Below are 26,238 nucleotides of genomic sequence, written 5' to 3'. Positions count from 1 at the left end.
ATAGGTCACAAAGTGTTTGAAAAAAGAGTATTTTAAAATACTGCCTCTAAAAAATCTTATTTCAGAGGCAGTTTATTATGGAGCAATTTACCTTGTTTTTACTAGTATTACCAGCCTGGATTTTGTTTTAATTCCACACCTTCCGCGGCGTACAAACTAATGTCGTTTGTTGGTATTGGACTTAAGTAATTTTTTGGAGATACAAATAATCTTGATACACCTGCTGCGTAAGGAATTACATATCCGTTTGCATCTACTTTTGTTTTGGAGTTAGTTCCGATTAAAGCCATAATTCTAGCTCCTAAAACCACATCTGGATTGGCATTAGTATCCAAATAATCTCCTTTTTTCCAACGCATAAGATCTTCTTTTCTCATGGTAGTCCAGCTCATAAACTCAATTCGGCGCTCACGGCGAATCTCCCAAATGATAGGATTTACAATTCCTGCTTTTTGTTCTAATGCAGTTGTTCTTTGCGGATCATCTATTTGTACGCCATTAGCAGAAGCATTTGTGCCATCTGTTGTTAAAGTAGCGATTCCTGCACGTGTACGAACTTTGTTGATTGATAAGTTAAGATCGCTATTCGTAACTGTTCCTAATTCTGCACAAGCTTCAGCATAATTCAAATATACTTCGCTTAATGTAAAAACTGGAGCATCAATTTGGTTTTGCCCAATTGTGGTAACCTCTGTACCTGATGTAGCAGGATTGTTATACAATTGAAACACATAACCTGTAATAGAGGTTAAACCATTATAAGGCTTGTCAGAATAAGCATAATCCGCTGTACTGAAGGCTTTAGCAAATCTTGGATCTCTATTAGCAAAAGTATTGGCAATAGTGTTATCACCTAAGTATTGTGCGTTTCCGGCTTGTTTAATTGGTAATCCATTTGTCGTTACATAACTTTCAGCTGCAAATTTTGTCAATCCGTTTTGAACAGTAGAAGTGTTTGTATAAGCTTGTACTGAATTTCCTAACACACCTTTGATGTATCTTTTTGTCAAAATTACTTCCGTGTTTCCTAAAAGCTCAACAGAATTGTAAAGCGCTTTCCAATCTGCATTTAGTTTATACGAACTATTGTTCATGATAGCCAAAGAAGCGTCTTTTGCTTTTTGAAGATAAGCATTTCCATTTTGTCCTGCGTTGTATTTTCTGTAAGTTCCTTCGCTTAGACATACACGGCTTAGTAAGGCATAAGCAGTATATTTATTTACAGTAACGTTATTGTCATCAACGTTTAACAGCATTGGGATTGCTTCTTCCAGATCCTTAATTACATTATCAACCACTTCGGCTCTGCTTAAAGCTGGTTTGTATACATTAGGATCGCTTTGAGCTAAATATTGGTCTGTATAAGGCACATCACCAAATTGTTGTGCTAAACGAAAATAAGTGTGCGCTCTAAAGAATTTTGCAACACCGATATAGTGATTTTTTTTCGTTTGATCCATAGGTACATTTGGTACTCTTTGCAACATAAGATTGCAACGACGAATCAAAGTGTAATACTCGTTCCAGTTAGTGCTGGTTGCATTAGCCGCTGTAGGGAAGTTGGTGAAAACGTTCATGGCTAAGTTGTCATCGATTAGCGACGTAGAGGTAGCATGAAAGTAAAAGTCAGCTGTTGTTCCGGCATTATTTCCATACCCATTAAAGGTATTGTAGTTTAACCAAGAATAGGTTTTTACGTTATTTTCGGAAGTCCAAAAATTGTCATCTGTAAACACATCTTCAGGAGGTGTATCTAAAAAATCGGAACAGCCAACAGTAAGACTTGCAAAAGTAAGCAAGGCAACTGACAGTTTTATTCTGGAGTTTATTATGAATTTTCTCATTTTGATTATTTTTTAATTTTTAAATACCTTATTTAGAATGCAATTTGAACACCAAACGACCATGTTTTAGAGTACGGGAAAGTTCTTCCCCAAGCTGCTTCAGTTTCATTGATTTCAGGATCTACTGGCAATTTGCTGCTCTTCCAAGTAACTAAGTTTAATGCTGAAATGTATGGTCTGATTTTATCAATTCCCGCTTTTTGAGTAATGCTTTTAGGAATAGTATAACCAAGAGTTACCGATTTCAAACGCAAATAAGACATGTCTAATAAATAACGTGATTGCGCCACAAAGTTGTTTGATCCAGGTGCATAAGCTCCAAATGCATTACCAGCATGACCAGGATATGGATTCGGGAAATACGCATCTGTATTTGTCGGTGTCCAGTAATCATTCTGATTTACATACATAGCATCAGTTCTGTTGTAGAAAGGCAAGATCAAGTCAGAAGTTGCCCAATATTGACGTTTACCAACTCCTTGGAAGAAAGCATCAATGTCAAAGCCGTATAAAGCACTTCCTAAACGAATTCCATATTGGTAGCGTGGTGTTGTATTACCAATCACTTTTAAATCCCCAGGATTAAGAGCTGTTCCATCTCCTCTTGAGATTACTCCGTCTCCATTTAAGTCTTTGTACAATACATCTCCAGCACCAAATTTAAATGCACCTGTTCTAATGTTTTTATAATCAACACCGTTTACGATTAATCCTGTAGCATCAACTTGATCTGTAGTTTGAATTAATCGGTCTGTTTCTAATCCCCAGATTTCGCCTAATTTTTGACCTGCATAAAAAGATCCCAAAAGTTTAGAAGAGTTGTTCCATTCTGTTACTTCAGTAGTATTGTCAGAAAGTGTTAGATCTGCATAAACAGTAACGTTTTGATTGATGGCTTTGTTAAAGTTAAGCGCTAACTCCCAACCAGTAGTTCTTAAATTTCCTGAGTTTGTATTAGCTGCTGTTTGACCAAATGAACCCGGAAGCGTTTTCCCTGGAGCTAACATTCCTTTAGTATCACGTTGGTAGTAATCAAATGTTATTCCTAACATATTAAATAATCTGATATCGATACCTACATCTTGAGTAGTTACTTTTTCCCAAGTTAAATTCGGATCAACATTTGTTGGTTGATTTACAGAAGGTGGAACAGTTGAACCACCTCCTAACCAAAATGGATTAGAGTTAGTCATCGTTGGTAAAAAGGCATTTGCTGCGATATTTTGATTTCCAATCGAACCAACAGATCCGCGAATTTTCAAATCATTCAACCAGCTTCTTGTGCCTTCCATGAAGCTTTCTTCAGAAATTCTATATCCAACAGAAGCAGAAGGGAAGAATCCCCATTGTTCATTAGCAGGGAATTTTGATGAACCGTCGTAACGTCCATTGATTTCCAATAGATATTTTCCTTTGTAATCATAATTCACACGAGCAAAAAATCCCGCAATTGCATATCTTGATAAACCTGGATTTAAGATAGCAGTAGATACAAGAGGTGAAGTAAATTGATCACCAATAGCTAAATTAAATTCTGGTTTGCTTTTATCTAAAAGTGTATTTCTACGAGCATACGTTCTTTCAAAATCATACCATTCTGAGTTTAAACCGCCCAATACTTTAAAGTTATGGTTTTCAGCTAATGTTTTGCTGTAGTTTGCATAAATATTTGCAACATTTCTTGTGTAAGATGATTTGGCTTGTGCAACAAAATCATTTGCACTTTCCATCATTGTAGGTTTTCCTGAAGTTAAATCAGCAGCACTTGTCCACCAATCCCAAAGCGGAATTTGACCACCGTTCATTTTAAGACTTGAGAAGTTATTATTTACACTGTATTCTCCAATAATATTAAAGTCTTTTGTAATTTGAGCAGTAAGTTTTCCACTGATCCTCATATCATTTGACTTGTTTTCATTTTGACTTGCATTTGCCATATATCCTGCCGCATGTCTAAATTGAGTGCCGTTGTAAGTACCATAAGGGAAATAAGAACCCCAACGCATATAATATCCAAAATATCCGTTACCAGTTGTATCAAGACCACTATTATAGTAGTTGAATGGAGAATCATATTCTTGGAAAGTTCCTAATACTTTAAAATCTCCTGTAAGCCAGCTTGCCAATTGTGTTGTGAAACCAAGATTAAGATTGAATCTTTGGTTGGTTTCATTATTGATTTTCATTACACCTTCTTGATTAGCAAGTCCTAACGAAACAATAAACGAACTTTTCTCTCCTAAAGAGCCTTGAGCTGATAAGTTATGAAGCGTTTGTAATGAATTCTTTTTCAACATTTCATCGTGCGGGTTCCAAATTCTGTAGAAGTATTCTTTTCCGCCAATCACGTCAAAATCTTCACCTAAGATCATGTTCTTATCATTAGGATTTCTCGTTGCAGCGTATTTTTCTTTCCAGTTGATGATACCAGGTAATAATGTTTTGTAGTTCATACCGAAAGATTCTGGATTTGCGTTACCAGCTCTGGCTTGTGCATCGATCATCGCAGGAAGCTCTACGGTAGGATCATTAAATTGTACCAAAGAAATTGGGTTGCTTATCGCTACGTTATTGCTGTAAGCGAATCGTACTTTTCCTTTAGCATTTTTACCACTTTTAGTCGTAATCAAAATAACTCCAAATGCAGCACGTGCACCATAAATAGAAGCAGAAGCAGCGTCTTTAAGTACCGACATTGATTCTACGTCTTCAGCATTTAGTAAGGATAAATCACCCGGAACACCATCGACCAAAATAAGTGGTGATCCTGCAGCTTCACCATTTACAATAGTTCCTGCTCCACGAATATTAACATTTGACCCCTTGCTTATATTACCCGAATTGTATGTAATATTAAGACCAGGCGTTGTTCCTTGTAAACCTTTTGTAATATCTGTAATAGGAATGCTACCTAAAGCTTTTTTTACATCAACTTTAGCAACTGCTCCCGTAAGATTTGCTTTTTTCTGAGAAGAGAATCCCACGACAACTACTTCATCTAATTTTGCAGTAGATGATGCAAGAGTAATGGTAAGTTTTTGTTGTCCCTCAATTTTTACTACTTGAGTTTCAGATCCCATGTAGCTAAAAACAAGAGAACGTCCTGAGGCTACACTAATGCTGAAATTTCCATCAAAATCAGTTGTTGTACCGTTTGTCGTTCCCTGTATCACAATACTGACCCCCGGTAAGGGAAACCCGTCAGCTTGGTTTTTTACAGTTCCAGTAATTGTTTTTGTTTGCCCAAATGTCACTTGAATGAACAAAACCAACAATGAAATAAGGAGTAATTTTTTCATAATAATCTGGTTTTTTTTATGGTTGTTGAGCAAATATATCTATTTATTGCATATAAGTGCGTTATTTTTTATTTTTTTTCGAAAAAAAAATTGAATAACGCAACAAAACGCAATTTTTGCCGAAAAATATTTATTTAAATTATTCTCAAAAACTATAAAATGCATGATTTTGCAGTTTTAACGGTCTTTTCTGCTATAAATTGAAATAATTGATATATTTGTGATGAACTTTAACTTTTAAAAAAATATGCTGAAAGCCGAAAGACATAAATATATAATGACTAAGCTTATTGAAGACCAAAAAGTTGTTACAACAGATTTAGCTTTGGCTCTCGATTTATCCGAAGATACTATAAGAAGAGATTTGAACGAATTGGATAGTAAAAACCAGCTAGAAAAGGTCTACGGCGGTGCTGTTCAAGTTAAAGAGAAATCGGCAAATGTTTTTGACATTGCAATTTCTGCTGAAGAAGAAAAAAAGAAAATTGTAACAAAAGCATTGTCACTACTTCATGACGATCAAGTTATTATAATGAGTGGAGGAAGCACTAATCTAGTTTTTGCCAAGTTAATTCCTGCCGATTTAAAAGCTACCATATATACGTATAGCCTTCCAATCGCGATGCAACTGTCTCAGCATCCAAATATTGATTTGATATTTATTGGTGGAAAAATGCAGAAAAACGCAATGGTTACAATAGGTATGGATGTAATTCAGGTGGTTTCTAAAATCAAAGCCGATATTTGTTTCATTGGTGCTAGCAGCATCAATATAAAACAAGGTTTAACTGAAATTGGTTATGAAATTTCAATTGTGAAAAAAGCAATGATTGAGGCTTCAGATAAGGTGGTTTCAATGTTTTCTTCTGATAAGTTAGATACCAAAATGCCTCACGGTGTCTGTGACCTGACAAAATTGGATACCATTGTTACGAATCTAGATCCAGAAGATGAAAGACTAGAAGAATATAAGAAATCTGGGGTTTTTATCTTATAACTCAAACTTATTTAAAATCGATTTTGCGTTTTGTTGCGTTTTTGTAAATTTATTATGTTAAAAAACGCAAAATAATGTATTTGTATGTTTTTTGTATCTATATTTGTTAAAACTAATTGGTGTTAGTCAAATATATTTATGAAAAACAATACTTCATTGGCTTGAATTTTTCTAGTGCATTGAAAGAAGTTTGAAGCTTCAAAGTAGTGCTTTAATAAAATAGATTTCTAATAAGATTAGAAGGTGTATCGCTGTTGCTTAAAATTTTTAAGCAAAATGCAGAAGCGAGACCTATTAAAGAACTAAAAGCCACAGAACCAAATCAATGTCCGATTCTCTTCAACTACAAGAATTAGAAACTTATCTGGAAGGAAGCCTTTTTTATGATGAACTTCATAAAAAAATATACGCCACAGATGCTTCCGCTTATAGAATTATGCCACTTGCTGTGGCGATTCCGAAATCAGAAATTGATATTGTAAATATTATTCGTTTTGCTTCAAAAAATAAAATTTCTATAACGCCAAGAACAGCAGGAACTTCTCTTGCAGGGCAGACGGTTGGAAGCGGAATCATTGTGGACGTTTCGAAACATTTCAATAAAATAGTAGCTTTTGATCCAAAGAATAAAACCATAACCGTTCAGCCCGGAGTCATTCGTGACGAACTGAATTTATATTTAAAACCGCACGGTTTATTTTTTTCTCCCACAACGTCAACTACTAACAGATGTATGATTGGCGGAATGGTAGGGAACAATTCATCAGGGACAACTTCAATTCGTTATGGCGTTACCAGGGATAAAATTGTAGCAATAAAAGCGGTTTTAAGTGATGGAACGCTTGCCGTTTTTAAAGATTTGACTTCTGAAGAATTTATCGAGAAAACCAAAGGTGATTCTTTAGAAAATAAAATCTATAAAACGATTTACGAAGAACTTTCAAACAAAGAAAATCAGGATGAAATCTTAAGAGAATTTCCAAAACCTGAAATTCATAGACGAAATACGGGTTATGCAATTGATGCTTTATTAAAATCAGAACTTTTTTCGGGTACAGAAAACACCATCAATTTAGGGAAACTGCTTTGCGGAAGCGAAGGAACTTTAGCGTTTACAACTGAAGTTACGTTAAAAGTAGATGATCTTCCGCCGACCAATAACATTATGGTGGTGGCGCATTTTCACACCATCCAAGAAAGTTTAGAAGCAGTTGTAGTGGCAATGAAACATCATTTGTACACTTGCGAAATGATGGACGATACGATTTTGGATTGTACTAAAACCAATCGAGAACAAGCCAAAAATAGATTTTTTATTATAGGTGAGCCCAAAGCAGTAATCATGCTTGAAGTGGGTTCGCACATTAGTATGGAAGATGCCGAACTGCAAGCCGATGCTTTGATTAGAGATCTTCAATATAATGGTTTCGGATATGCGTTGCCAAAGATTTATGGAACTGATATTGATAAAGTAAACGAAGTTCGAAAAGCAGGGCTTGGACTTTTAGGAAGTATTGTGGGAGACGATAAAGCAGCCGATTCTATTGAAGATACAGCCGTAGAATTAAGTGATCTTCCAAATTATATCGCCGAATTTGCAGCCATGATGGAAAGCCACGGGCAAAGTGCGATTTATTATGCGCATGCTGGAGCGGGAGAGTTGCATTTGCGTCCTAAAATCAATTTAAAAACAAAGGAAGGTTTACACCAATTTAGAAATATATCCACCGAAGTTGCTCATTTAGTTAAGAAATATAGAGGTTCGCTAAGTGGTGAACATGGCGACGGAATTTTAAGAGGTGAGTTTCTTCCTTTTATGATTGGCGATAAAAACTACGAATTGCTAAAAAGAATTAAAAAAGCCTTCGACCCCGATACGATTCTAAATGTTGGTAAAATCGTGAATGCTTCTAAAATGGATGAAAATCTTCGTTTTGAAGCGGGTAGAGTGGAACCAGAAATTCAAACGATTCAGGATTTCTCTGATAGTTTAGGAATTTTGCGTGCTGCAGAAAAATGCAACGGTTCTGGCGATTGCCGAAAAATGCCTTCAGCAGGCGGAACTTTATGTCCGAGTTATCGTGCGACACGAAATGAAAAAGATACTACGCGTGCCCGTGCCAACGCTTTACGCGAATATCTTACGAATTCTGAAAAAGAAAATAAATTCGATCACGAAGAACTATATAAAGTTTTTGAATTGTGTGTAAGCTGTAAAGCATGCGCAAGCGAATGCCCGAGTAATGTTGACATTGCGACTCTAAAAGCCGAATTTTTATATCAATATCAGAAAGCAAACGGTTTTTCTTTCCGAAATAAAATGTTTGCTTTCAATTCGAAATTGAATGAATTAGGGAGTATTGCGCCATCCATTACCAATTGGGTTTCGAATCGTTTTTTCGTTAAAAAAAGAATGGGAATTGCACCTGAAAGACAAGTGCCGTTATTGGCTCCAAAATCATTTAGAAAATGGTATCAAGCCAATAAAAAACTTCAGGGAAACAACTCTTTCGAAAACGGAAGCGTTTATCTTTTTTGCGATGAATTCACCAATTATTATGATGTTTCGGTCGGAATCGATGCTTTCGAATTATTAACAAGATTAGGTTACAACGTAATTGTAATCGATCATGAAGAAAGTGGAAGAGCATTTATTTCAAAAGGTTTTCTGGAAGAAGCACAAGAAATTGCGAATAAAAACATTACTATTTTTAAAAATATAATTTCTGAAAACACGCCTTTAATTGGTCTTGAACCTTCGGCAATATTGACTTTCAGAGATGAATACCTTCGATTGGCTGGCGATAAAGAAAGTGCTGAAAAATTAGCTAAGAATACTTTCACTATTGAAGAATTTTTCAAAAGAGAAATTACAGACGGAAAAATTCATTCAGAACAATTTTCTGAAAAAGAAAAAAGCATCAAGATTCATGGGCATTGCCATCAAAAATCGTTGAGCAGCGTTGAAGCTTCTTTTGCGATGCTGAATGTTCCAAAAAATAATACAGTTACGATTTACAATTCGGGTTGTTGCGGAATGGCAGGGTCGTTTGGTTATGAAAAAGAGCATTACGAAATCAGTATGCAAATGGGAGAAGATACTTTATTTCCGAAAATTAGAGCAACAGAACCCACAACAGAAATTGCTGCCGCTGGAACAAGTTGCCGTCATCAGATTTTTGATGGAACGGGCAGAAAAGCGCTGCATCCCGTCACTATTTTGAAAAGTTGTTTGAAATAAATTTTTGTATTTTACCGCTACTTTTCAAAATATTATTTTATAAAAAACATCAGTTATGAAAAAAACAATTTACACAATCGTATTGCTTCTTTTAGTTTTTACAACTAGAGCAGCAAAGGTTGATACTTTACAGGTTTTTAGTGCTTCGATGCAGAAGAATATTAAAACTTGTGTAATGGTTCCAGACAATTATAAAAAGGGCAAGAAAGCATTTCCTGTAGTTTACCTGCTTCATGGTTACAGCGGGAACTATCGTTCTTGGGCGAAAGATTTTAAGGAACTAGGAAGACAAGTAGATCAATATGGCTTTATCGTGGTGGGTGTAGATGGAAATTATTCAAGCTGGTATTTTGATAGTCCAATCGATCCGAGTTTTAAATATGAAACTTATGTCGTAAAAGAATTGGTTCCGTTTATTGATAAAAATTATAAAACAATTCAAGATCGTACAGGAAGAGCCATTTCTGGTTTGAGTATGGGTGGACATGGTGCTTTGTATTTGTCTTTCAAACACCAAGATGTATTTGGAGCGGCAGGAAGTATGAGCGGTGGTGTAGATTTCCGTCCGTTTCCTGAAAATTGGGACATCAAAAAACGATTGGGAACAATTACAGAACATCCAGAAAATTGGGATAAAAACACGGTTACCAATATGTTGGATTTAGTAAAAGACAACAAATTAAAATTGATTATCGATTGCGGTGTTGACGATTTTTTCATGACGGTAAACAGAGAGCTTCATGCAAAAATGTTGGCTCTAAAAATAAATCACGATTATATTGAGCGCCCAGGAGAACATAATCTTAAATATTGGGAGAATTCCTTAAAATATCAACTTTTGTTTTTTCATGATTTCTTCAATGAAAGTGTAAAAACAAAGTAATAATAAAGTGTATGTCGGTTCTCACACATGATCGGGATACATAAATTTTGGTTGGTTATCCTAACAGGTTTTTAAAACCTGTTAGGTATTTTTTCGCCACGATTTTCAAATTCCGCGAAATAATCCGTTGAATCTGCGATCCCGATAGCTATCGGGAGCGAGAGAAAAAATAGCCACAGATTAAAAGGATTAAAAAAGATTTTTTTATTGTAAATGAAATTGCTCGCAAAGTCGCAGAGGCGCAAAGAATAAAAATGTTTTAAAAAGAAAAACTTTGCGTCTTCGCGCCTTTGCGAGATTAAAAAAACAAAACCTTGCGAGCATTGCGTAAATCATTGCGCTCTTTGCGGTTAAATTTTAGCCACAGATTAAAAGGATTAAAAAGATTTTTTTTATTGTAAATGAAATTGCTCGCAAAGTCGCAGAGGCGCAAAGAATAAAAATGTTTTAAAAAGAAAAACTTTGCTTTTTCGCGCCTTTGCGAGATTAAAAAAACAAAACCTTGCGAGCATTGCGTAAATCATTGCGCTCTTTGCGGTTAAATTTTAGCCACAGATTAAAAGGATTAAAAAGATTTTTTTTATTGTAAATGAAATTGCTCGCAAAGTCGCAGAGGCGCAAAGAATAAAAATATTTAAAAAAGAAAAACTTTGCGTCTTCGCGCCTTTGCGAGATTAAAAAAAAACAAAACCTTGCGATCATTGCGTAAATCATTGCGCTCTTTGCGGTTAAATTTTAGCCACAGATCAAAAGGATTAAAAAGATTTTTTTATTGTAAATGAAATTGCTCGCAAAGTCGCAGAGGCGCAAAGAATAAAAATATTTAAAAAAGAAAAACTTTGCGTCTTCGCGCCTTTGCGAGATTAAAAAAAAACAAAACCTTGCGAGCATTGCGTAAATCATTGCGCTCTTTGCGGTTTAGTAACACAGTAAATTCCGAAATAAGAACTGTTTAAAATAAAGTATTGCTAATTAACTAAAAAGAAACCATGAAACATCTATTTTTCAGAATACTATTGCTTTTCGTAATAACAGCTGGATTTTCGCAGAATGCAGAAAAAAAGAAAATTATAAAATTTGTACAACTTACAGACTTACACGTTTCTGTGGGAAATGACAATGATTTTTTATTGCAAAACATCGTAAAGGAAATCAACAATTCGGATAATGAATTTGTAGTTGTAACAGGAGATTTAACCAACCGAGGCGCAGATGATGAATTAAAAGAGGTTAACTCGATCCTTTCAAAATTGACAAAACCGTATTACGTTATTTCGGGTAATCATGAAACAAACTGGAGCGAAAGTGCAGGGTTGACTTATAAAAAAATATTTGGAGAAGATCGTTTTGTATTTTCAAAAGGAGATTACGTTTTTATCGGATATCCATGCGGACCATATATGAAAATGGGTGATGGTTTTGTAAAACATGAAGATGTATTATGGCTGGATAAGACGTTGAAAGATAGTCTTAAAGGGAACAATAAAAAAGTGCTAAATTTTGCACATTATCCAATGGATAATAGTGTAAGCAATTATAAAGAAGTGCTTTCTGTTTTGCAAAAATATCCAACTGTTGCTAGTTTTTGCGGTCACGGACATACCTTGAGAAAATATGATTTTTCGGGTTTAAGCGGTTTGATGGGAACTTCTATAACTTCGCTAGATGGTAAAACTCAAAGTTATAACGAATTGATTATCAGTGTTGATAGCGTCAGTATTTATCAAAAAGAAATTGCTAAACCGGGTGTTTTCAAATTTTCTGTTCCAACAAAACCTTCAAAAATTGAAATTCCAAAGGATGATTTTCCAGCAGTTGCACCATTTTTGAAAGATGATGCTTCAATTTATAGTCTTCCTTCATTTGATAAAAAGAATTTTTATTTTGCCAATTCTCTTGGCGAAATACAATCCGTAAATTTGAAAGACAAAAAAATAAACTGGAAAACAAAAACCGGAAATGCCATTTATTTTTCACCGATATTAGTAAAAAGTAATCTTGTAATTGGAACCATAGAAGGAAAACTTTTGGGATTTGATTCGCAATCAGGAAAACAAAAATGGGATATTGCTGTTGGAGGCGTTTTAGTAGGTTCTCCAATTGCTGAAAATAACAAGATTTATACAGCAAGTTCGACAGCGTTTGTTTGTTCTGATGCTGTGAGCGGGAAGGTAATTTGGAAAAAAGAGCTTCCACAATCGTATTCTCAGGGAATACCTTTGATTCAAGGGGATAAAATCATTTTTGGAGTTTGGGATACTTATATCTATTGTTTGAATAAAAATACAGGCGAGTTGATCTGGAAATGGAATAATGGCAATGACAAACAGATTTTATATTCGGCTGGAAATGTGAATATGGTTGCAACAAAAAGCCGACTTTATTTTGTGACGCCACAACGTTTCTTGACTATTTTAGATATTGAAACTGGGAAAACGCTTTTAAGAACGTCAAAATGGAAAATTAGAGAATCGATGGGGAAAAGCCAAGACGGAAAATGGTTTTATGGCAAAACAATGGACGGATTATTGTTAAGAGTGCCTCTTTCTGATGATTTGGAATTGACAGAAGAAAATGTAGAAAAGCAAAGTAAAGTTCTGGATTTGAAGTTAGGATATGAACACAATCCAGCAGGAATTTTAGAAAAAGACAATAAGATTTATATCGGAAGTAGAAAAGGTGAAGTTATCATTGTTGATGCAGATAAATTTGAAATCATAAAACAAATCACTTTAGGGAGCTCAAGCGTAAATGGTTTCACAATCGACAATCAAGGCAGAGTGTGGACTTCTCTTATCGAAGGCGGAATTTATTTGCTTAATTAATATAAAGTTATCCTAACAGGCTTTCAAAACCTGTTAGGTATTTTTTAGCCACAGATTTTTTTTAGCCACGAATTCACAAATTAAAATCAGCTAGATCAGCTAAATCTGCGAGAGAAAAATAGCCACAGATTAAAAAGATTAAAATGATTTTTTTTGCCACAAATTTCACAAATTTTCACAAATTAAATCTGGAGAATCTGCCAAATCTGCGAGAGAAAAACAAACATAAATAAAAATATAAACCTTTGCGAACTTAGCGTTCCCAATAGCTATCGGGATTGCGCTCTTTGCGGTTAAACTATAAAAGTGCAGATGAAAAACGTAAAAATTATAATGCTAGTTTTGCTGATTCATACCAAAATTTTCAGTCAGCAATCTCCAAAGAGAGAAATGCGCGCCGCTTGGATTTCGACAGTAGAAAATATCGACTGGCCTTCAAAGCCCGGTTTGTCAGACAAAGAAATGAAAACTGAAATGATTGCCCTTTTGGATAATCTACGTTCGTATAATCTAAATACTGTGATTTTTCAAATTCGACCAACTGCCGATGCTTTTTACAAATCGACAAAAGAACCTGCTTCACATTGGATAACGGGAACTCAAGGCGTTGCGCCAGGTTTTGATCCGTTGCAAATGATGATTGATGAAGCAGGAAAACGAGGTATGAACGTGCACGTTTGGCTGAATCCGTATCGTGTGCAGAAAGATACCGTTAGGGATGTACTTTCAAAAAATCACTTATATTTTAAAAGACCAGATCTTTTTCTGACGTACGGAAAAACGAGATATTTTAATCCGGGTTTACAAGAAACCAGAGATTTTGTTGCTTCTGTAGTCGGTGAAATTGTTCGTAAATACGATGTTCAAGCCGTTCATATGGACGATTATTTTTATCCTTATAAAATTGCCGGACAAGAATTTCCAGATGAAAAGGCTTTCGCTAAAGAACCGCGTCAGTTTAAAGACAAAGACGACTGGCGAAGAGACAACGTCGATTTAATTATCAAACAAATCAGAGATACTATTATTGCCAATAAACCAGAAGTCGAATTCGGAATTTCTCCTTTTGGAGTTTGGAGAAATAGCGCTAAAGATTCAGAAGGCTCTAAAACTTCTGCCGGAGCGACAAATTATGATGATTTGTATGCGAATATTTTAAAATGGCAAAAAGAAAACTGGATCGATTATGTAACGCCGCAACTATATTGGCACATTGGTTTTGACAAAGCCAATTTTGAAGTTTTAGCAAAATGGTGGGCAGAACACAAATACGGAACAAATATTTATGTAGGTCATGGCGAATATAAGCTTTCAGCTACTGCCAAAGAACCAGAGTGGCGAAGCCCAGATCAAATCGTAAAACAGATTGAAATGATTCGTAAACTGCCTCAAATTGATGGTTCGATGCATTTTACCGCGTCTAATTTTCTGAAAAAAGGCGATACTTTGAGACAGCCTTTAACTCAAAAAGTATATAAATATATCGCTTTGACTCCAGAAGCAAACAGGATTACAAGATTAAAACCAGAACCGCCAACAAACGCTGTAATTGCTAAAAAAGGCAATAATGCAGTTTTAACTTGGAAAGCCGCATTTAACGACAAGAAATATGTGATTTACAGATTTCCAAAAGGAAGAATAACCGATTTCTCAAATCCTGAAAATATCTACTATGTAACCACAGCGCTTAAACTAGAAGTGCCAAATGCCGATTTGGAAAACTATGTTTATGCAGTGACTGCTTTGAGTCAGACCCAGACCGAAAGTAGTCCGGTAGAATTTACGACCAAATAAATGATAGGACAGGACTTCAAAATTAATCAGTAAAAAGATGAAAAAGATAACATTCAGTATTGTCATTATTTCGTTTGTTTTTTTAGTAATGGGCTTTCATTCTTCAAAAAAAATAGTTACGGACGGCAATAACAAAGAAAACGAAGCCTATATCGATTCGATGATGAATAATGCGCTTGAAAAAGGCTTTTTTCCGGGAGCGCAAGTTATTGTCGGTACAGGAGATTTTAATTTGATAACCAAAAATTATGGTTTCCATGATTATGGAAAAAGACAAAAGGTAAAATCAGAAGATGTTTTTGATTTGGCTTCGATGTCTAAAGTTCTAGGAGCAACTTTAGTAACAATGCGTTTGGTTGGAGATGGAAAACTAAAGCTTACAGATCAAGTTGGCGAAATTGTTCCGATGTACAAAAACACAGCGATTTCTGATTTGACTCTTTTTGAGCTGTTGACACATACTTCTGGATTAACGCCAAGTATTACTTTTTATCAGGCGCTGCTTTCTACACCAGATAATTCGCCTTTGTTGAGCAACGAAAAATCGGAGCAATATGTTGAGCCGTTTGATGTTATGTTTGTCAACAAAAACATTGTTTACGATTCAAAATATCTTTCTTTCGAACCTAAAGAAAATTGGGTTCAGATTTATAAAAACATGTGGCTGAACCCAGAATTTTATTCATTGGTTTATGAAAGGATTGCGAAGGCGAATACAAATCCGAGAGGGAAATATTTGTATAGCGATTTGAACTTGCTTTTGGTAAAGCAAATGATTGAAACCAAAACAGGAAAGAAACTCGATCAGTTTACAAATGAAATTTATACAGCATTAGGCATTTCAAAAATTGGATATAATCCGCTAAAATGGACTTCGATAGAAAATGTAATGCCAACTGAAGTGGATAATTTCTTTAGAAAAGATACTATTAAAGGTTATGTACACGATGAAGCGGCGGCTATTTTTGGTGGGGTTTCAGGAAACGCAGGTTTATTCGCTAACGCCGAATCGATTGCCGTAATCTGCAAAATGCTGATGAATAACGGAACTTACAAAGGAAAACAAATTCTAAAAGCTAAGGTCGTAAAAGAGTTTACAGATTCTCCTTTAGCCCAACAAGGCATTTATCGCGGTTTAGGTTTTGACAAAAGAAAGCCAGACGAGTTTTTCACTAAAGATGATTTCGGACACACCGGTTTTACAGGAACATTTTTCTTTATGAACAGAAACACCAACCGTTTTTTAATCATTCTAACCAATCGCGTAAATCCAACCAGAACAAACAGATTAATGTACAAGGATGATTTTAGTGCAAAGATCTGGAGGCAGATTAATAAGTAGTTTTAGCCACTCCCGATTGCTATCGGGATAGAAAGATTAAATAATTTTTTTTCACGCAGATTTTGCAGATTTTAGCAGATTTAATTTTAAAATTTCTCTGCGCCGATCAGCTTAAATGATTTTTATAGCCACGAATTACATGAATTTTCACGAATTGATTTGTGCTAATTTGTGTAATTCGTGGCTTACCAAAAAGGTAATCTGTGAAAATCATTTTAATCTGTGGCAAAAAAACAAAGCTAAATATTTGATTTGTAAGTGATATCTTTCAGCTTAACTTTTGTTTTATTTAATTGCACGCAAAATACATTAGAAATTTATCCGGACTACTTATAATTATTAAACTGGTATACTTTGTTGGTACGGTAACAGGTTACTTTTGCCAAAAAAATAGTAAACCAAAATGAAAAAAATCTATTTTGCTGTTTTTACAGTAATTTGTACCAATTTTTACGCGCAGACCAAGAAAGATTCCATCAACCAAATGGATGAAGTCATTATTAACGAAGGTCGCTTTAACACGCCAATTTCTAAACAAAATAGAAATGTTTATGTGATCTCAAGCGAGACCATTAAAAAACTTCCAGGAAGAACATTGCAAGAAGTTTTGCAATATGCTAACGGAGTAGACATCAGACAAAGAGGGCCTTTTGGAACTCAAGCCGACATCAGTGTTGATGGAGGAAGTTTTGAACAGACTGTTGTTTTATTAAACGGAGCAAAAGTGATCGATTCGCAAACTGCCCATAATATGCTGAATCTTCCTCTTCCGGTTGAGGCGATCGAAAGAATCGAAGTGGTTCGTGGTCCGGCTGCAAGAATCTACGGAATTAACAGTTTGACGGGAGCAATTAACATCATTACCAAAAAACCGACTGATTCCGGATTTTTAGTAAGCACTTATGCAGGTTCTAATTTTGAAAAAGATACGCAAGATACAGGAGATACTTTCTATGGAACAGGAATTCAGGCAGGAGCTGTTTTAGGAAAAGAAAAGCAACAGCATTTAATTTTTGCATCTCACGATAAAAGCAATGGTTACCGCTATAATACGGCATTCGAAAACAATAAAATTTTCTATCAGGGAAATGTACAGATCAATGATAAAAATGAAATTTTAGGATCTGCAGGTTACATCAACAACGGATTTGGGGCGAACGGGTTTTACGCAGCACCTGGAGACAAAAATTCTACCGAAATTGTGCAGACGACTTTTGCTAATATTCAATCCAACCATCAAATTACGGATAATTGGAAAATTATGCCAAGAGTAACATACCGATACAATTATGACGATTACCGTTATTTAGGAAACTCAAATTTAGCAGTTGGTAGAAGTCAGCATTACACCAACTCTATTGCTGGTGAATTGAACTCTACGGTTAAATTATCTAAAGGCGAAATTGGTTTTGGAGCAGAATTTAGAAATGAAAATATTCACTCCTCAAATATTGGAGATCACGATCGCGAAAATGTGGGTCTTTACGCAGAATACCGAACAAGTTTTACGGATAAATTGGATGTAAATATTGGAACGTATTTAAACTACAATTCAGATTATAAATGGCAAATTTATCCGGGAATTGATGCAAGTTATGAGATCACGGATTCATTTAAAATCATTGGAAATGTTGGAACAAGCCAAAGAATTCCGTCTTTCACAGATTTGTATTTGAAACAGACAGGAAACATTGGAAATCCAGATTTAGATTCAGAAAATGCTTTTCAGAGCGAAATCGGATTTAAATACAATAAAAGAGCGTTGAGCTTTAACGCGAATTATTTCTACAGAAAAATTGACAATTATATCGACTGGATGCGTAATCTTACAACGCAGCCATGGCAAAGTCAAAACACGGGAGATCTAAACACAAACGGAATCAATTTACGCGGAACTTACCGATTTGATTTTTCTAAAGATTCAAGATTGAACATTCTTTTAGGGTACACCTATTTAGATTCTGAATTTAAAACAGCGCGTACAGAAACCTATTCGAAATACTCGATTTCTTCATTAAAACATCAAATTACCAATACGATAGATTATCAGTTTAAAAATTTATCTGTAATGTTTGCAACTCGTTTTAACGAAAGAATTACAGGCCCTTCTTATTGGGTAAATGACTTTAGAGTAAGTCAGGCGATTAATAAATTTACCATTTTCTTAGACGGACAAAATATTTTCAATGCAACGTATTATGAAGTAGGAGCAGTGCCATTGCCTTCAAGATGGTTTACATTGGGAGTGAAATTAGTTACTTTTTAATTACTTGATTTAGGAAATTAGATTCATGTAAAAAAGCCTGTAAATGTTACGTTTACAGGCTTTTTTTATAATTAAAAATACAAGTTTGAATAAGATAGCACGCGGATAAAACGGATTTACTTCGCAAAAGCGCGGACAAAAACGGATTTTTTTAATTCTTTTTATAAATCTGTTTTTTTCCGCGTTTTCGTGATAACGAATCTGCCTAATCCGCGTCAAAATTTATACTGTTTTAATTCCACCTAATAGTTTAGATAAACTATGTTTCTATGTGTTGAAAATAATTTAGCAAAGTGAGTTAAATAGTATTGTTTTTTAACCAAAGATTGACATCATCAAACATCTGTCTATTTACGGTATGACCTTCTTCATAAGAATGAAAATCAGGATTTAAGTTTTTGGTTTTTAGAAAATCGGTAGCTTCAAGAGCATATTGATAATTTAAAACGGCATCTTGTTTTCCATGCGAAATAAAGATTTTAAGTTTTTCAAGACGTTTTTCATCTGCCATAAAAGGTTTTATTTCTGGTAAAAGTCGTCCGCTCATTACGGCAATTCCTTTTACTTTTTCGGGATCGGTGAGCGCAACGCTGTAACTCATAATGCCGCCTTGGCTAAATCCCATTAAATAAACTTCATTCGGATTAAAGTTGATTTCAGATTTTAAATCGTCAATAAAATCGATTAGCATTAACCTTGAATTTTCTGCTTGTTGAGTATTTATTTGAGGTTTTCCTGTAGAAAAATCTACCTGAAACCAAGCGAAGTTATTTGCGCCAAAAGTCAGCGGTCCGCGAGCAGCAACCACCACAAAATTTTCGGGCAATTCCGGAGCAAACGAAAATAGATTCTGTTCGTTTCCGCCAACGCCATGAAGCAAAATCACCAATGGCGGATTTGCCGTTTTTACTTTTGGTTCTCTAATTAAATAATGCAGTTTAGTTTTTTCTTTAGTTGAATTCATAATCGTAAAACTCAAAATTGATAGGGTAATAAGAATGGCAAATGCAATCCAAAAAGGCTTTTTTAAAGTCATGCTTTGTCTATTTTTACGGACATCATGTTGAGTGATCCTGCCACCAATTCGTCATTGAAAATAGTTGCTTTTTCATCTTTTTCCTGAAGCGATAAAACGTACAATAAGGGCATATAATGTTCTGGGGTTGGAATTGCCAATTCAAATTCTCTTCCTTGTTTATCAAAATGGATGAGTGAATTATGATCTCTATCGAAAATCATGTTTTTCATTTTTTCATTCGCAATATGCGCCCATTCAAAAGCATAACCCGGAACCATCATTTTGTCCCAAGCCGCAAGACGTAAGTTGTGAACGCTATTTCCACTTCCCACAATTAGAACACCTTTTCGGCGTAAAGCGGCCAATTCTTTTCCTAATTCATAATGGTAAGAAGCAGGTTGCGAATAATCGATGCTCATTTCGATAATCGGAATATCGGCATTTGGATAAAGGAATTTTATCACCGTCCAACATCCGTGATCCAATCCCCAACTGTTATCTAATCCAACCGAAGTGGAAGTGATGAGTTTCTGAGTTTCTAAAGCCAATTCTGGACTTCCAGGCGCAGGATATTGCACATCAAAAAGTGCCTGCGGAAAACCTCCAAAATCATGAATTGTGGGTGGTTTTGGCATTGCGGTTACAAAAGTTCCTTTGGTTTCCCAGTGTGCCGAAATACAAAGTATCGCTCTAGGTTTTGGAAGTGTTTTTGCCACTTGCTGAAAACCTTGTGTGAAATTATTATCTGCCAATGCATTCATCGGATTTCCGTGTCCTAGAAATAGAACTGGCATGCGTTCTGTAGGTCCAAAAGTGTCTACAGCGGTCTTAAGTGAGCTCAGTTTCATAGCTGCAGCTCCGATAGGTAAAATTGCCATGGTTTTTAGAAAATCTTTACGATTCATTTTTTATGATTAATTGCTTAAAAAGTATCTTTAATTTGAGATACAAAATTGCAATTAAATATAACGAAAGAGGTAACGATTTTCGGAAGAAAGGTTGTGTTTTTAAGAAAGAAGCTTTTTCATTTCCTCCCTAAACTCCGTTGGAGTCATTCCAGCTTTTCGTTTGAAAGCGTGTGTAAAATAGGTTTTTTCATTAAAACCGAGTTCGTACCCTATTTCAGCAATGTTTTTATCTGAAGTCATTAATAAGTTTTTGGCTTCGGTTAATTTTCGGGTTTCAATAATTTCCGAAACACTTTGCTGCAAAATATTTTGACAGATATTATTTAGATTTCGGGAAGTCATAAACAGTTTTTCTGCGTAGAAATTAACGTCTTTAGATTCTTTGTAATGTTCTTCTAATAGTCTCAAAAAGTTTTTAAAAGTAGAACTCTGAATTTTTTTCGATTCATCGTTATCTAAATTCAGCTTTCGTCTTTCCGATTCAACAATCGTAAAAAGTGCGCTTAACAATTGTTTGATAACGGCGAGATCTGGAGCTTCTTGTTCGTATTCGTCAAAAATAATTTTGCAGATGGTATCTAGTTTTTCAAAACATTGATTGCTTTGCAAGCTGATATTAGCCTTATCGTGAAAAGAAGCATAAAGGCTGAAAGTGGTTTCGGCAATAAATTCACTTTTAAATCGCAAAACCCACATATCGCAAACGCCATCTTTGATTAGAGGCTTTGCACGATGAATTTTTCCTTGGGTCACAAAACTGATAAAAGGCGCGTCTATGAGTTTGGACTGAAAATCGATAAAATGTTCCAACTGACCTTTATTTCCAATAATAAGTTCTTCAAAATCATGCGCATGCGGTTCGTTTACCGATTGCAAAATTTTTTCAGCTTCCGAAACTGTAATTTTAAAAATTTTGAAAATCTCCGTCATAAGTGGTCTTTAGGGAAATCTAAAGGTAGTTATTATTTCAGAAGTTTTTTAACCTATATTAAAAGGCTTTTTTTATCGAATGGTGCAAAAATCAGGTTTCATTTTATAATATGAAACATAAAACGGTGTACTTCAGGTGATTTGATACTTTGTAACTTATAGATTTGTAGGAAATTATAATTATTATGCTTATGAAAACTACAAATTGGATTACATTTATTTGCGGAATTTGTTTTACAGGTTTCTTGCATGCACAAGAACCGGTAAAAGTTGCTGGGAAAAAAGGATACGATCAGCCCAATCAGTATCTAGTAAAAAATAGTACTGTTCTTGCACCTAACATGGAACCAGTAATGGTAAACGAACAACAGAATAGCAATGTAAAGAAAAAACTTGCTGATCTGGAGAAAAAGTATGGTAAGAAACCGAACATTGTAATTTTTCTTCTAGATGATGTGGGGTACAGTGATTTTGGTTTTAATGGAGGAGGAACTGCGGTTGGAAATGCAACTCCAGCAATTGACCATTATGCTACAAATGGTTTAATATTGAGCTCGGCTTATTCGCAGCCAAGTTGTTCTCCAACAAGAGCTACTATTATGACGGGACAAAATCAGATTCATCACGGAATTCAATCTCCGCCAATGTATGGGCAGCCAGGCGGATTGGAAGGTTTAACAAGTATTGCCAAATTGTTGTCAGGCCAAGGATATACTACTCAGGCTATCGGAAAATGGCATATTGGAGAAAATGATGGATCGCAACCTCAAAATGTAGGTTTCGATGATTTTAGAGGATTTTTGTCAGTATCGGATATGTATACCGAATGGAGAGATGAGGCTTTTAATCCAGAAGTGGTGTTAAGTCCAGAACGCTACGATTATATCAATAAACTGCCTTTTAATAAATCGGATGTTCACGCGGTGAAAGGTGGAAAAATTGAAAACTTATACGAGATCACAAATGATAACATTAAAGATCTTGACCAAAAATGGATGCAATACGGAATCGATTTTCTTAAAAAACAAAAAGGAAGTAAAAAAACATTTTTTCTTTATTATGGAACAAGAGGCTGCCACTTTGATAATTATCCCAATGATTATTACAAAGGGCGTTCTGCAGCGAGAACAACATACAGCGACTGTATAGTAGAAATGAATGATATTTTTAATAATCTAATGAAAACTATTGAAGAAACGGGAGAAGCAGAAAATACAATTGTTTTCTTCCTTTCGGACAATGGACCAGAGGCAGAAGTTACGCCACATGGCCGAACACCTTTCCGCGGAGCGAAAGGATCCACTTGGGAAGGCGGCGTGAGAAGCCCTGCTTTTGTATATTGGAAAGGGGTAATTGAGCCTCGTAAATCTGATGGACTTTTTGATTTTTCAGATCTTTTCAATACCAGTTTGTCCCTTGCAGGTAAACCAGGAGCCGATTTAGCCAAATTAGTTCCAGCAAGTACGTACATAGACGGAATCGATCAGACTTCTTTCTTGATTGATCCAAACGGGGTTTCAAACCGCCGTAGTGTTTTCTACTGCTGGAATGCTAAAGTTTCAGCTGTTCGTGTTGACGAATTTAAATTTGTTGCGCTGCCGCAGATTTTGAACTCTGTGGTTCAGGCTGGACATATTGGCGGATTTAGTGGAACAGTGCAGCAATCTGCTGGTTCAAATATGTTCAATCTGTACACCAATCCTCAGGAGGATGAAACAATCGGAATTAGACACATACCGATGGGAATTCCGCTTCAGGCTGAATATTTACGATACCTCGAAGTATTGAAAAAATATCCGCCAAAACGCCAAATCGGACTTGATTAGTTTTTAAAAACGCCTTTCATGGCGTTTTTTATTTTGCTTTATTACTATATAAAATAGCAGAGAAGAAAAGAATCATATAAACTTTGTTTAAAATGATGTAACAAATTCTTTGTGTAATTTGCTGAATTTTACCATTCTATGAAAACGAAATAATAATCATACTTTCAGTTATGCGATTTCTGATGGTATAAAAAAGTTAGAAAAATGGATACAAGAAATGAACAAAACGATTTATTCAAAGATGGTATAGATCGTACGCAAGAAGCAAATTGGGATCCTATTTTGGGGTATCACATGTATTTTCCAAGTGATGAAAGCCAAGATGAAAATCTAACCGACAGAAACAATCCGATCCACCAGCAAAACACAGGAGATTGGGGAGATGATGCCGATTACGAAGAATTGAGACATAAAAATAATTTTCGTAATGATGTTGCTGAAAATGATGCAACTAAAATCGATTAAAAGATGAAAAGAGCGGAACATTTTCCGCTCTTTTATTTTATAAAGCAGGAAGAGTACCAATTGTACATTTTTCGTTATAACAAGAAAACACCTGTACAGAAACTGCACAGGTGTATTCAAATTAAAAAAAATGAAAAAGTGTGGGGTATTTTTAGATGATTTGAAGATGTGGCCTAACCTGCATACTTACAATATCACAACGTTTAGGCTGACATAGACAGAACAAAACACTCATGGCTATGTCTTCTGCTTCTAGCATCTCCATTTCTTTTATTTTTTCTTTTTGAACTTCTTTTGGTTCCGGTTGCATATCGCTTGTGACCGCGCCAGGTTCTACGTGCGAAACTTTAATTCCCAGCGGATTAATCTCTTTACGAAGTGCTGTACTGAAACCTCTTATCGCAGTTTTGGATGCAACATAAATAACACCGGTTTTTTCTTTTACTTCAGCACTCATAGAGCCAATGTTTACAATATGTCCAGATTGCTGTTCTTTCATTCGGTTGACCGCTTCTTTCGCGAAAGCGATATAACCTAAAATATTGGTTTCTAAAACATATTTCCAATCTTCATAGTTACCTTCCATAATTCCGCCTGCTGGCAAGGCCGCATTGTTAATAAGAATATCTACTCCACCCAGAACTTTGTCTACTCGTTCCCAAATTCTTTCAATGTCTTCTTTTTTTGTAATATCGGCAGTTTCTCCAAATATTTCTCCTTTAGACGATTTAGCTTTAATATCATCCATAGCAGTATAAAAAGCACTTTCGTCTCTTCCAAAAATTAGCACACGGCCTCCAAGCGAAACCAGTAAATCTGCAATAGCTTTTCCAATTCCGGTTGTGCCGCCTGTAATGACAATTTTTTTGTGGCAGATATTATCGTGAAAGTAGTTTGATAAGATTTCCATACTATATATTTTTATATTAATTAATTTTAATATCGTTTAAATTGCTTTCAGCGGGACCATTAATCACAGTTCCGTCGGTTGCGAATCTTGAACCGTGGCAGGGACAGTCAAACGATTTTTCGTCAGGATTCCATTGTACGACACATCCTAGATGCGGACAAACAGCAGAAAAGGCATGAAGCGTTTGGTCATAATCGCGATAAACCGCAATTTTTCGTAATCCCAAAGAGAGAATTCCGCCCTCTCCAGAAGGTAGATCCGCAGTATTCTCTAAATCCGATGCTTTAATCCAATCCAAATATTGCGTTGCCATATTTCCCGCTTCTTTCAAATAATCGCCAATCGCTTTAAAAGTTATACGCGATGGACTGTATAAATCTTGCCATTTATTATCAATTCCTTGAATCATATCAGAAATAATCATAGCTCCAATAGTGGCGTGGGTCATTCCGTTTCCAGAATCTCCCGTTACAATAAAAACATTTTGATTGCCTGGATTTCTGCCTAGAAAAGCTAAAGAATCAAAAGGTTCCATGACTTGTCCAGACCATTTGTAATTGATTTCGTCTAATAATGGAAAGTATTTTTTTGCCCAAATTTCCAAACGTTCATAGCGTGAAAATTCAGAAATTCCTTCTTCATCTGCCTGTCCTGTTTTATGATCTTCACCGCCGATAATTAGTAAATCGTATTCGTCGTCAAAGCTTTGTAAACGCACATAATGATAAGGTTGTGCCACCCATTTTGATTCGGGATCTCCTGTGTCCCACCACAAAGCATGTGGCAAACTGTCTTTAGGAATTTTTCCTGCAATCACATACGTTCTATAGGCGTGCTGTTTGGTGTGCATAGTCAAAACATCATTAATAGGCGTATTGGTTGCCACAACAATATATTTAGCAGAAAAATCAAAACCGTTTACAGTGGCGCCTTTGTCGGTTATGTTTTCGGCATGAGCTTCTGTATAAATGGTGCCGCCCATTTCTGTAATTGCTTTAGCAAGTCCTTTTATATAATGTAAAACATGAAATTGCGCCTGATTTTTAAACGCCAAACATCTTTGGTCTTGCGCTTCCGCTAAAGATGGTGTGTGATTTAGAAGAACAGTTTCTAAACCTGCATTTTGGGTAGCTTCAAATTCCTTATCCAGATTTTTTTCTTTATCGTTTGGATGAAGGAACAAATAACCATTTACTCTTTCAAAATCGCAATCTATTTTTAATTCATTGACCATTTTTTCAATTTCATCAATAGCTGCAGTATGGCTTTCGGCGGCCAGTCTCGCGTTATCTTTTCCAAAAGTATTTTGGAGATAATAATATCTATCATCTAGTGCACAGGTTAAATGTGCTGTGGTTCGTCCTGTTTCTCCGCTTCCAATAAAGCCATCTTCTACCAAAACAACTTTTTTTCCTGCTTTTAAAAGTTTATAAGCAGTGGTAAGTCCTGCAATACCTCCCCCAATAATGAGAACTTCCGTTTTGATATCGTGTTGAGGTTTTTCAAAAGAAATGATATCAGTAGAATCAATCCAAAAAGAAACATTATCGCCAGAGGTAATGCTTCCTTCATTTATATTGTGATTTGCATTTTCCATTTTTTTTATTGTTTTAATGATGCGTAAAACATTCATTTCAAAGCTACTAACTAAATGTGACAGAGTTTTACAGCTTTAATTCAAAAAAATTAT

Annotated in this window: 16 protein-coding genes; 9 read left to right on the top strand and 7 right to left on the bottom strand. The window is 35.4% G+C overall.

Annotation, left to right across the window (positions count from 1 at the left end; all coding sequences use genetic code 11):
* Positions 1-107: 107 nt before the first annotated feature.
* Entirely contained in the window at positions 108-1,844 is a 1,737-nt protein-coding gene (locus tag ABTV69_RS21970; protein WP_433832675.1) for a RagB/SusD family nutrient uptake outer membrane protein, read from the bottom strand.
* 32 nt (positions 1,845-1,876) lie between these two features.
* A complete protein-coding gene (locus tag ABTV69_RS21965; RefSeq protein ID WP_433832673.1) occupies positions 1,877-5,143 on the bottom strand; it encodes a SusC/RagA family TonB-linked outer membrane protein in 3,267 nt (1,088 codons plus the stop codon).
* 247 nt (positions 5,144-5,390) lie between these two features.
* Between ABTV69_RS21965 and ABTV69_RS21960 the strand changes: the two genes are divergently transcribed.
* The 7 genes from ABTV69_RS21960 (at position 5,391) to ABTV69_RS21930 (ending at position 18,491) form a co-directional block, all read left to right on the top strand.
* The gene (locus tag ABTV69_RS21960) at positions 5,391-6,140 is read left to right on the top strand and encodes a DeoR/GlpR family DNA-binding transcription regulator (protein WP_433832671.1); all 750 of its coding nucleotides are present in this window, start codon (positions 5,391-5,393) and stop codon (positions 6,138-6,140) included.
* 325 nt (positions 6,141-6,465) lie between these two features.
* Positions 6,466-9,381, top strand: coding sequence for an FAD-binding and (Fe-S)-binding domain-containing protein (locus tag ABTV69_RS21955; protein WP_433832669.1), 2,916 nt, complete (start codon positions 6,466-6,468; stop codon positions 9,379-9,381).
* Positions 9,382-9,436: 55 nt separating this feature from the next.
* Positions 9,437-10,264 carry an alpha/beta hydrolase gene (locus tag ABTV69_RS21950; RefSeq protein ID WP_433832667.1) on the top strand — a complete coding sequence of 276 codons (828 nt, stop codon included), beginning with the start codon at positions 9,437-9,439 and terminating at the stop codon, positions 10,262-10,264.
* Between the two features lie 989 nt (positions 10,265-11,253).
* Entirely contained in the window at positions 11,254-13,089 is a 1,836-nt protein-coding gene (locus ABTV69_RS21945) for a PQQ-binding-like beta-propeller repeat protein (RefSeq protein ID WP_433832665.1), read from the top strand.
* A 312-nt stretch (positions 13,090-13,401) separates the two neighbouring features.
* A complete protein-coding gene (locus tag ABTV69_RS21940; protein WP_433832663.1) occupies positions 13,402-14,883 on the top strand; it encodes a glycoside hydrolase family 10 protein in 1,482 nt (493 codons plus the stop codon).
* A gap of 37 nt (positions 14,884-14,920) precedes the next feature.
* A complete protein-coding gene (locus ABTV69_RS21935) occupies positions 14,921-16,225 on the top strand; it encodes a serine hydrolase domain-containing protein (RefSeq protein ID WP_433832661.1) in 1,305 nt (434 codons plus the stop codon).
* Between the two features lie 403 nt (positions 16,226-16,628).
* Positions 16,629-18,491 carry a TonB-dependent receptor plug domain-containing protein gene (locus ABTV69_RS21930; RefSeq protein ID WP_433832660.1) on the top strand — a complete coding sequence of 621 codons (1,863 nt, stop codon included), beginning with the start codon at positions 16,629-16,631 and terminating at the stop codon, positions 18,489-18,491.
* A 298-nt stretch (positions 18,492-18,789) separates the two neighbouring features.
* Here the strand turns inward: ABTV69_RS21930 and ABTV69_RS21925 are convergent, their stop codons facing one another.
* The 3 genes from ABTV69_RS21925 to ABTV69_RS21915 all read right to left on the bottom strand — a co-directional run bounded on the left by ABTV69_RS21925 (position 18,790) and on the right by ABTV69_RS21915 (position 21,347).
* Positions 18,790-19,527, bottom strand: a complete 738-nt coding sequence (locus tag ABTV69_RS21925; RefSeq protein WP_433832658.1) for an alpha/beta hydrolase — start codon at positions 19,525-19,527, stop codon at positions 18,790-18,792.
* Complete coding sequence (ygiD, locus tag ABTV69_RS21920) at positions 19,524-20,414, bottom strand: 4,5-DOPA dioxygenase extradiol (RefSeq protein ID WP_433832656.1); 891 nt, start codon at positions 20,412-20,414, stop codon at positions 19,524-19,526. The genes ABTV69_RS21925 and ygiD overlap by 4 nt, the downstream gene beginning before the upstream one ends.
* A gap of 102 nt (positions 20,415-20,516) precedes the next feature.
* Complete coding sequence (locus ABTV69_RS21915; protein WP_433832654.1) at positions 20,517-21,347, bottom strand: helix-turn-helix domain-containing protein; 831 nt, start codon at positions 21,345-21,347, stop codon at positions 20,517-20,519.
* Positions 21,348-21,538: 191 nt separating this feature from the next.
* Between ABTV69_RS21915 and ABTV69_RS21910 the strand changes: the two genes are divergently transcribed.
* Together ABTV69_RS21910 and ABTV69_RS21905 are read left to right on the top strand one after the other, a co-directional pair.
* Positions 21,539-23,173 carry a sulfatase-like hydrolase/transferase gene (locus tag ABTV69_RS21910; protein WP_433832652.1) on the top strand — a complete coding sequence of 545 codons (1,635 nt, stop codon included), beginning with the start codon at positions 21,539-21,541 and terminating at the stop codon, positions 23,171-23,173.
* Positions 23,174-23,377: 204 nt separating this feature from the next.
* Positions 23,378-23,638 (top strand): hypothetical protein, encoded by a 261-nt coding sequence (locus ABTV69_RS21905; RefSeq protein ID WP_433832650.1) that lies wholly within the window; start codon positions 23,378-23,380, stop codon positions 23,636-23,638.
* A gap of 151 nt (positions 23,639-23,789) precedes the next feature.
* Here the strand turns inward: ABTV69_RS21905 and ABTV69_RS21900 are convergent, their stop codons facing one another.
* A complete protein-coding gene (locus ABTV69_RS21900; RefSeq protein ID WP_433832648.1) occupies positions 23,790-24,548 on the bottom strand; it encodes an SDR family oxidoreductase in 759 nt (252 codons plus the stop codon).
* Positions 24,549-24,564: 16 nt separating this feature from the next.
* A complete protein-coding gene (locus ABTV69_RS21895) occupies positions 24,565-26,145 on the bottom strand; it encodes an FAD-dependent oxidoreductase (protein ID WP_433832646.1) in 1,581 nt (526 codons plus the stop codon).
* Positions 26,146-26,238: the final 93 nt, after the last annotated feature.

It is taken from the genome of Flavobacterium anhuiense (assembly GCF_050990855.1).
Lineage (GTDB): Bacteria > Bacteroidota > Bacteroidia > Flavobacteriales > Flavobacteriaceae > Flavobacterium > Flavobacterium anhuiense_C.
The sequence above is the reverse complement of the archived record's forward strand: the minus strand, read 5'-3'. Positions and strand labels throughout refer to the sequence as shown.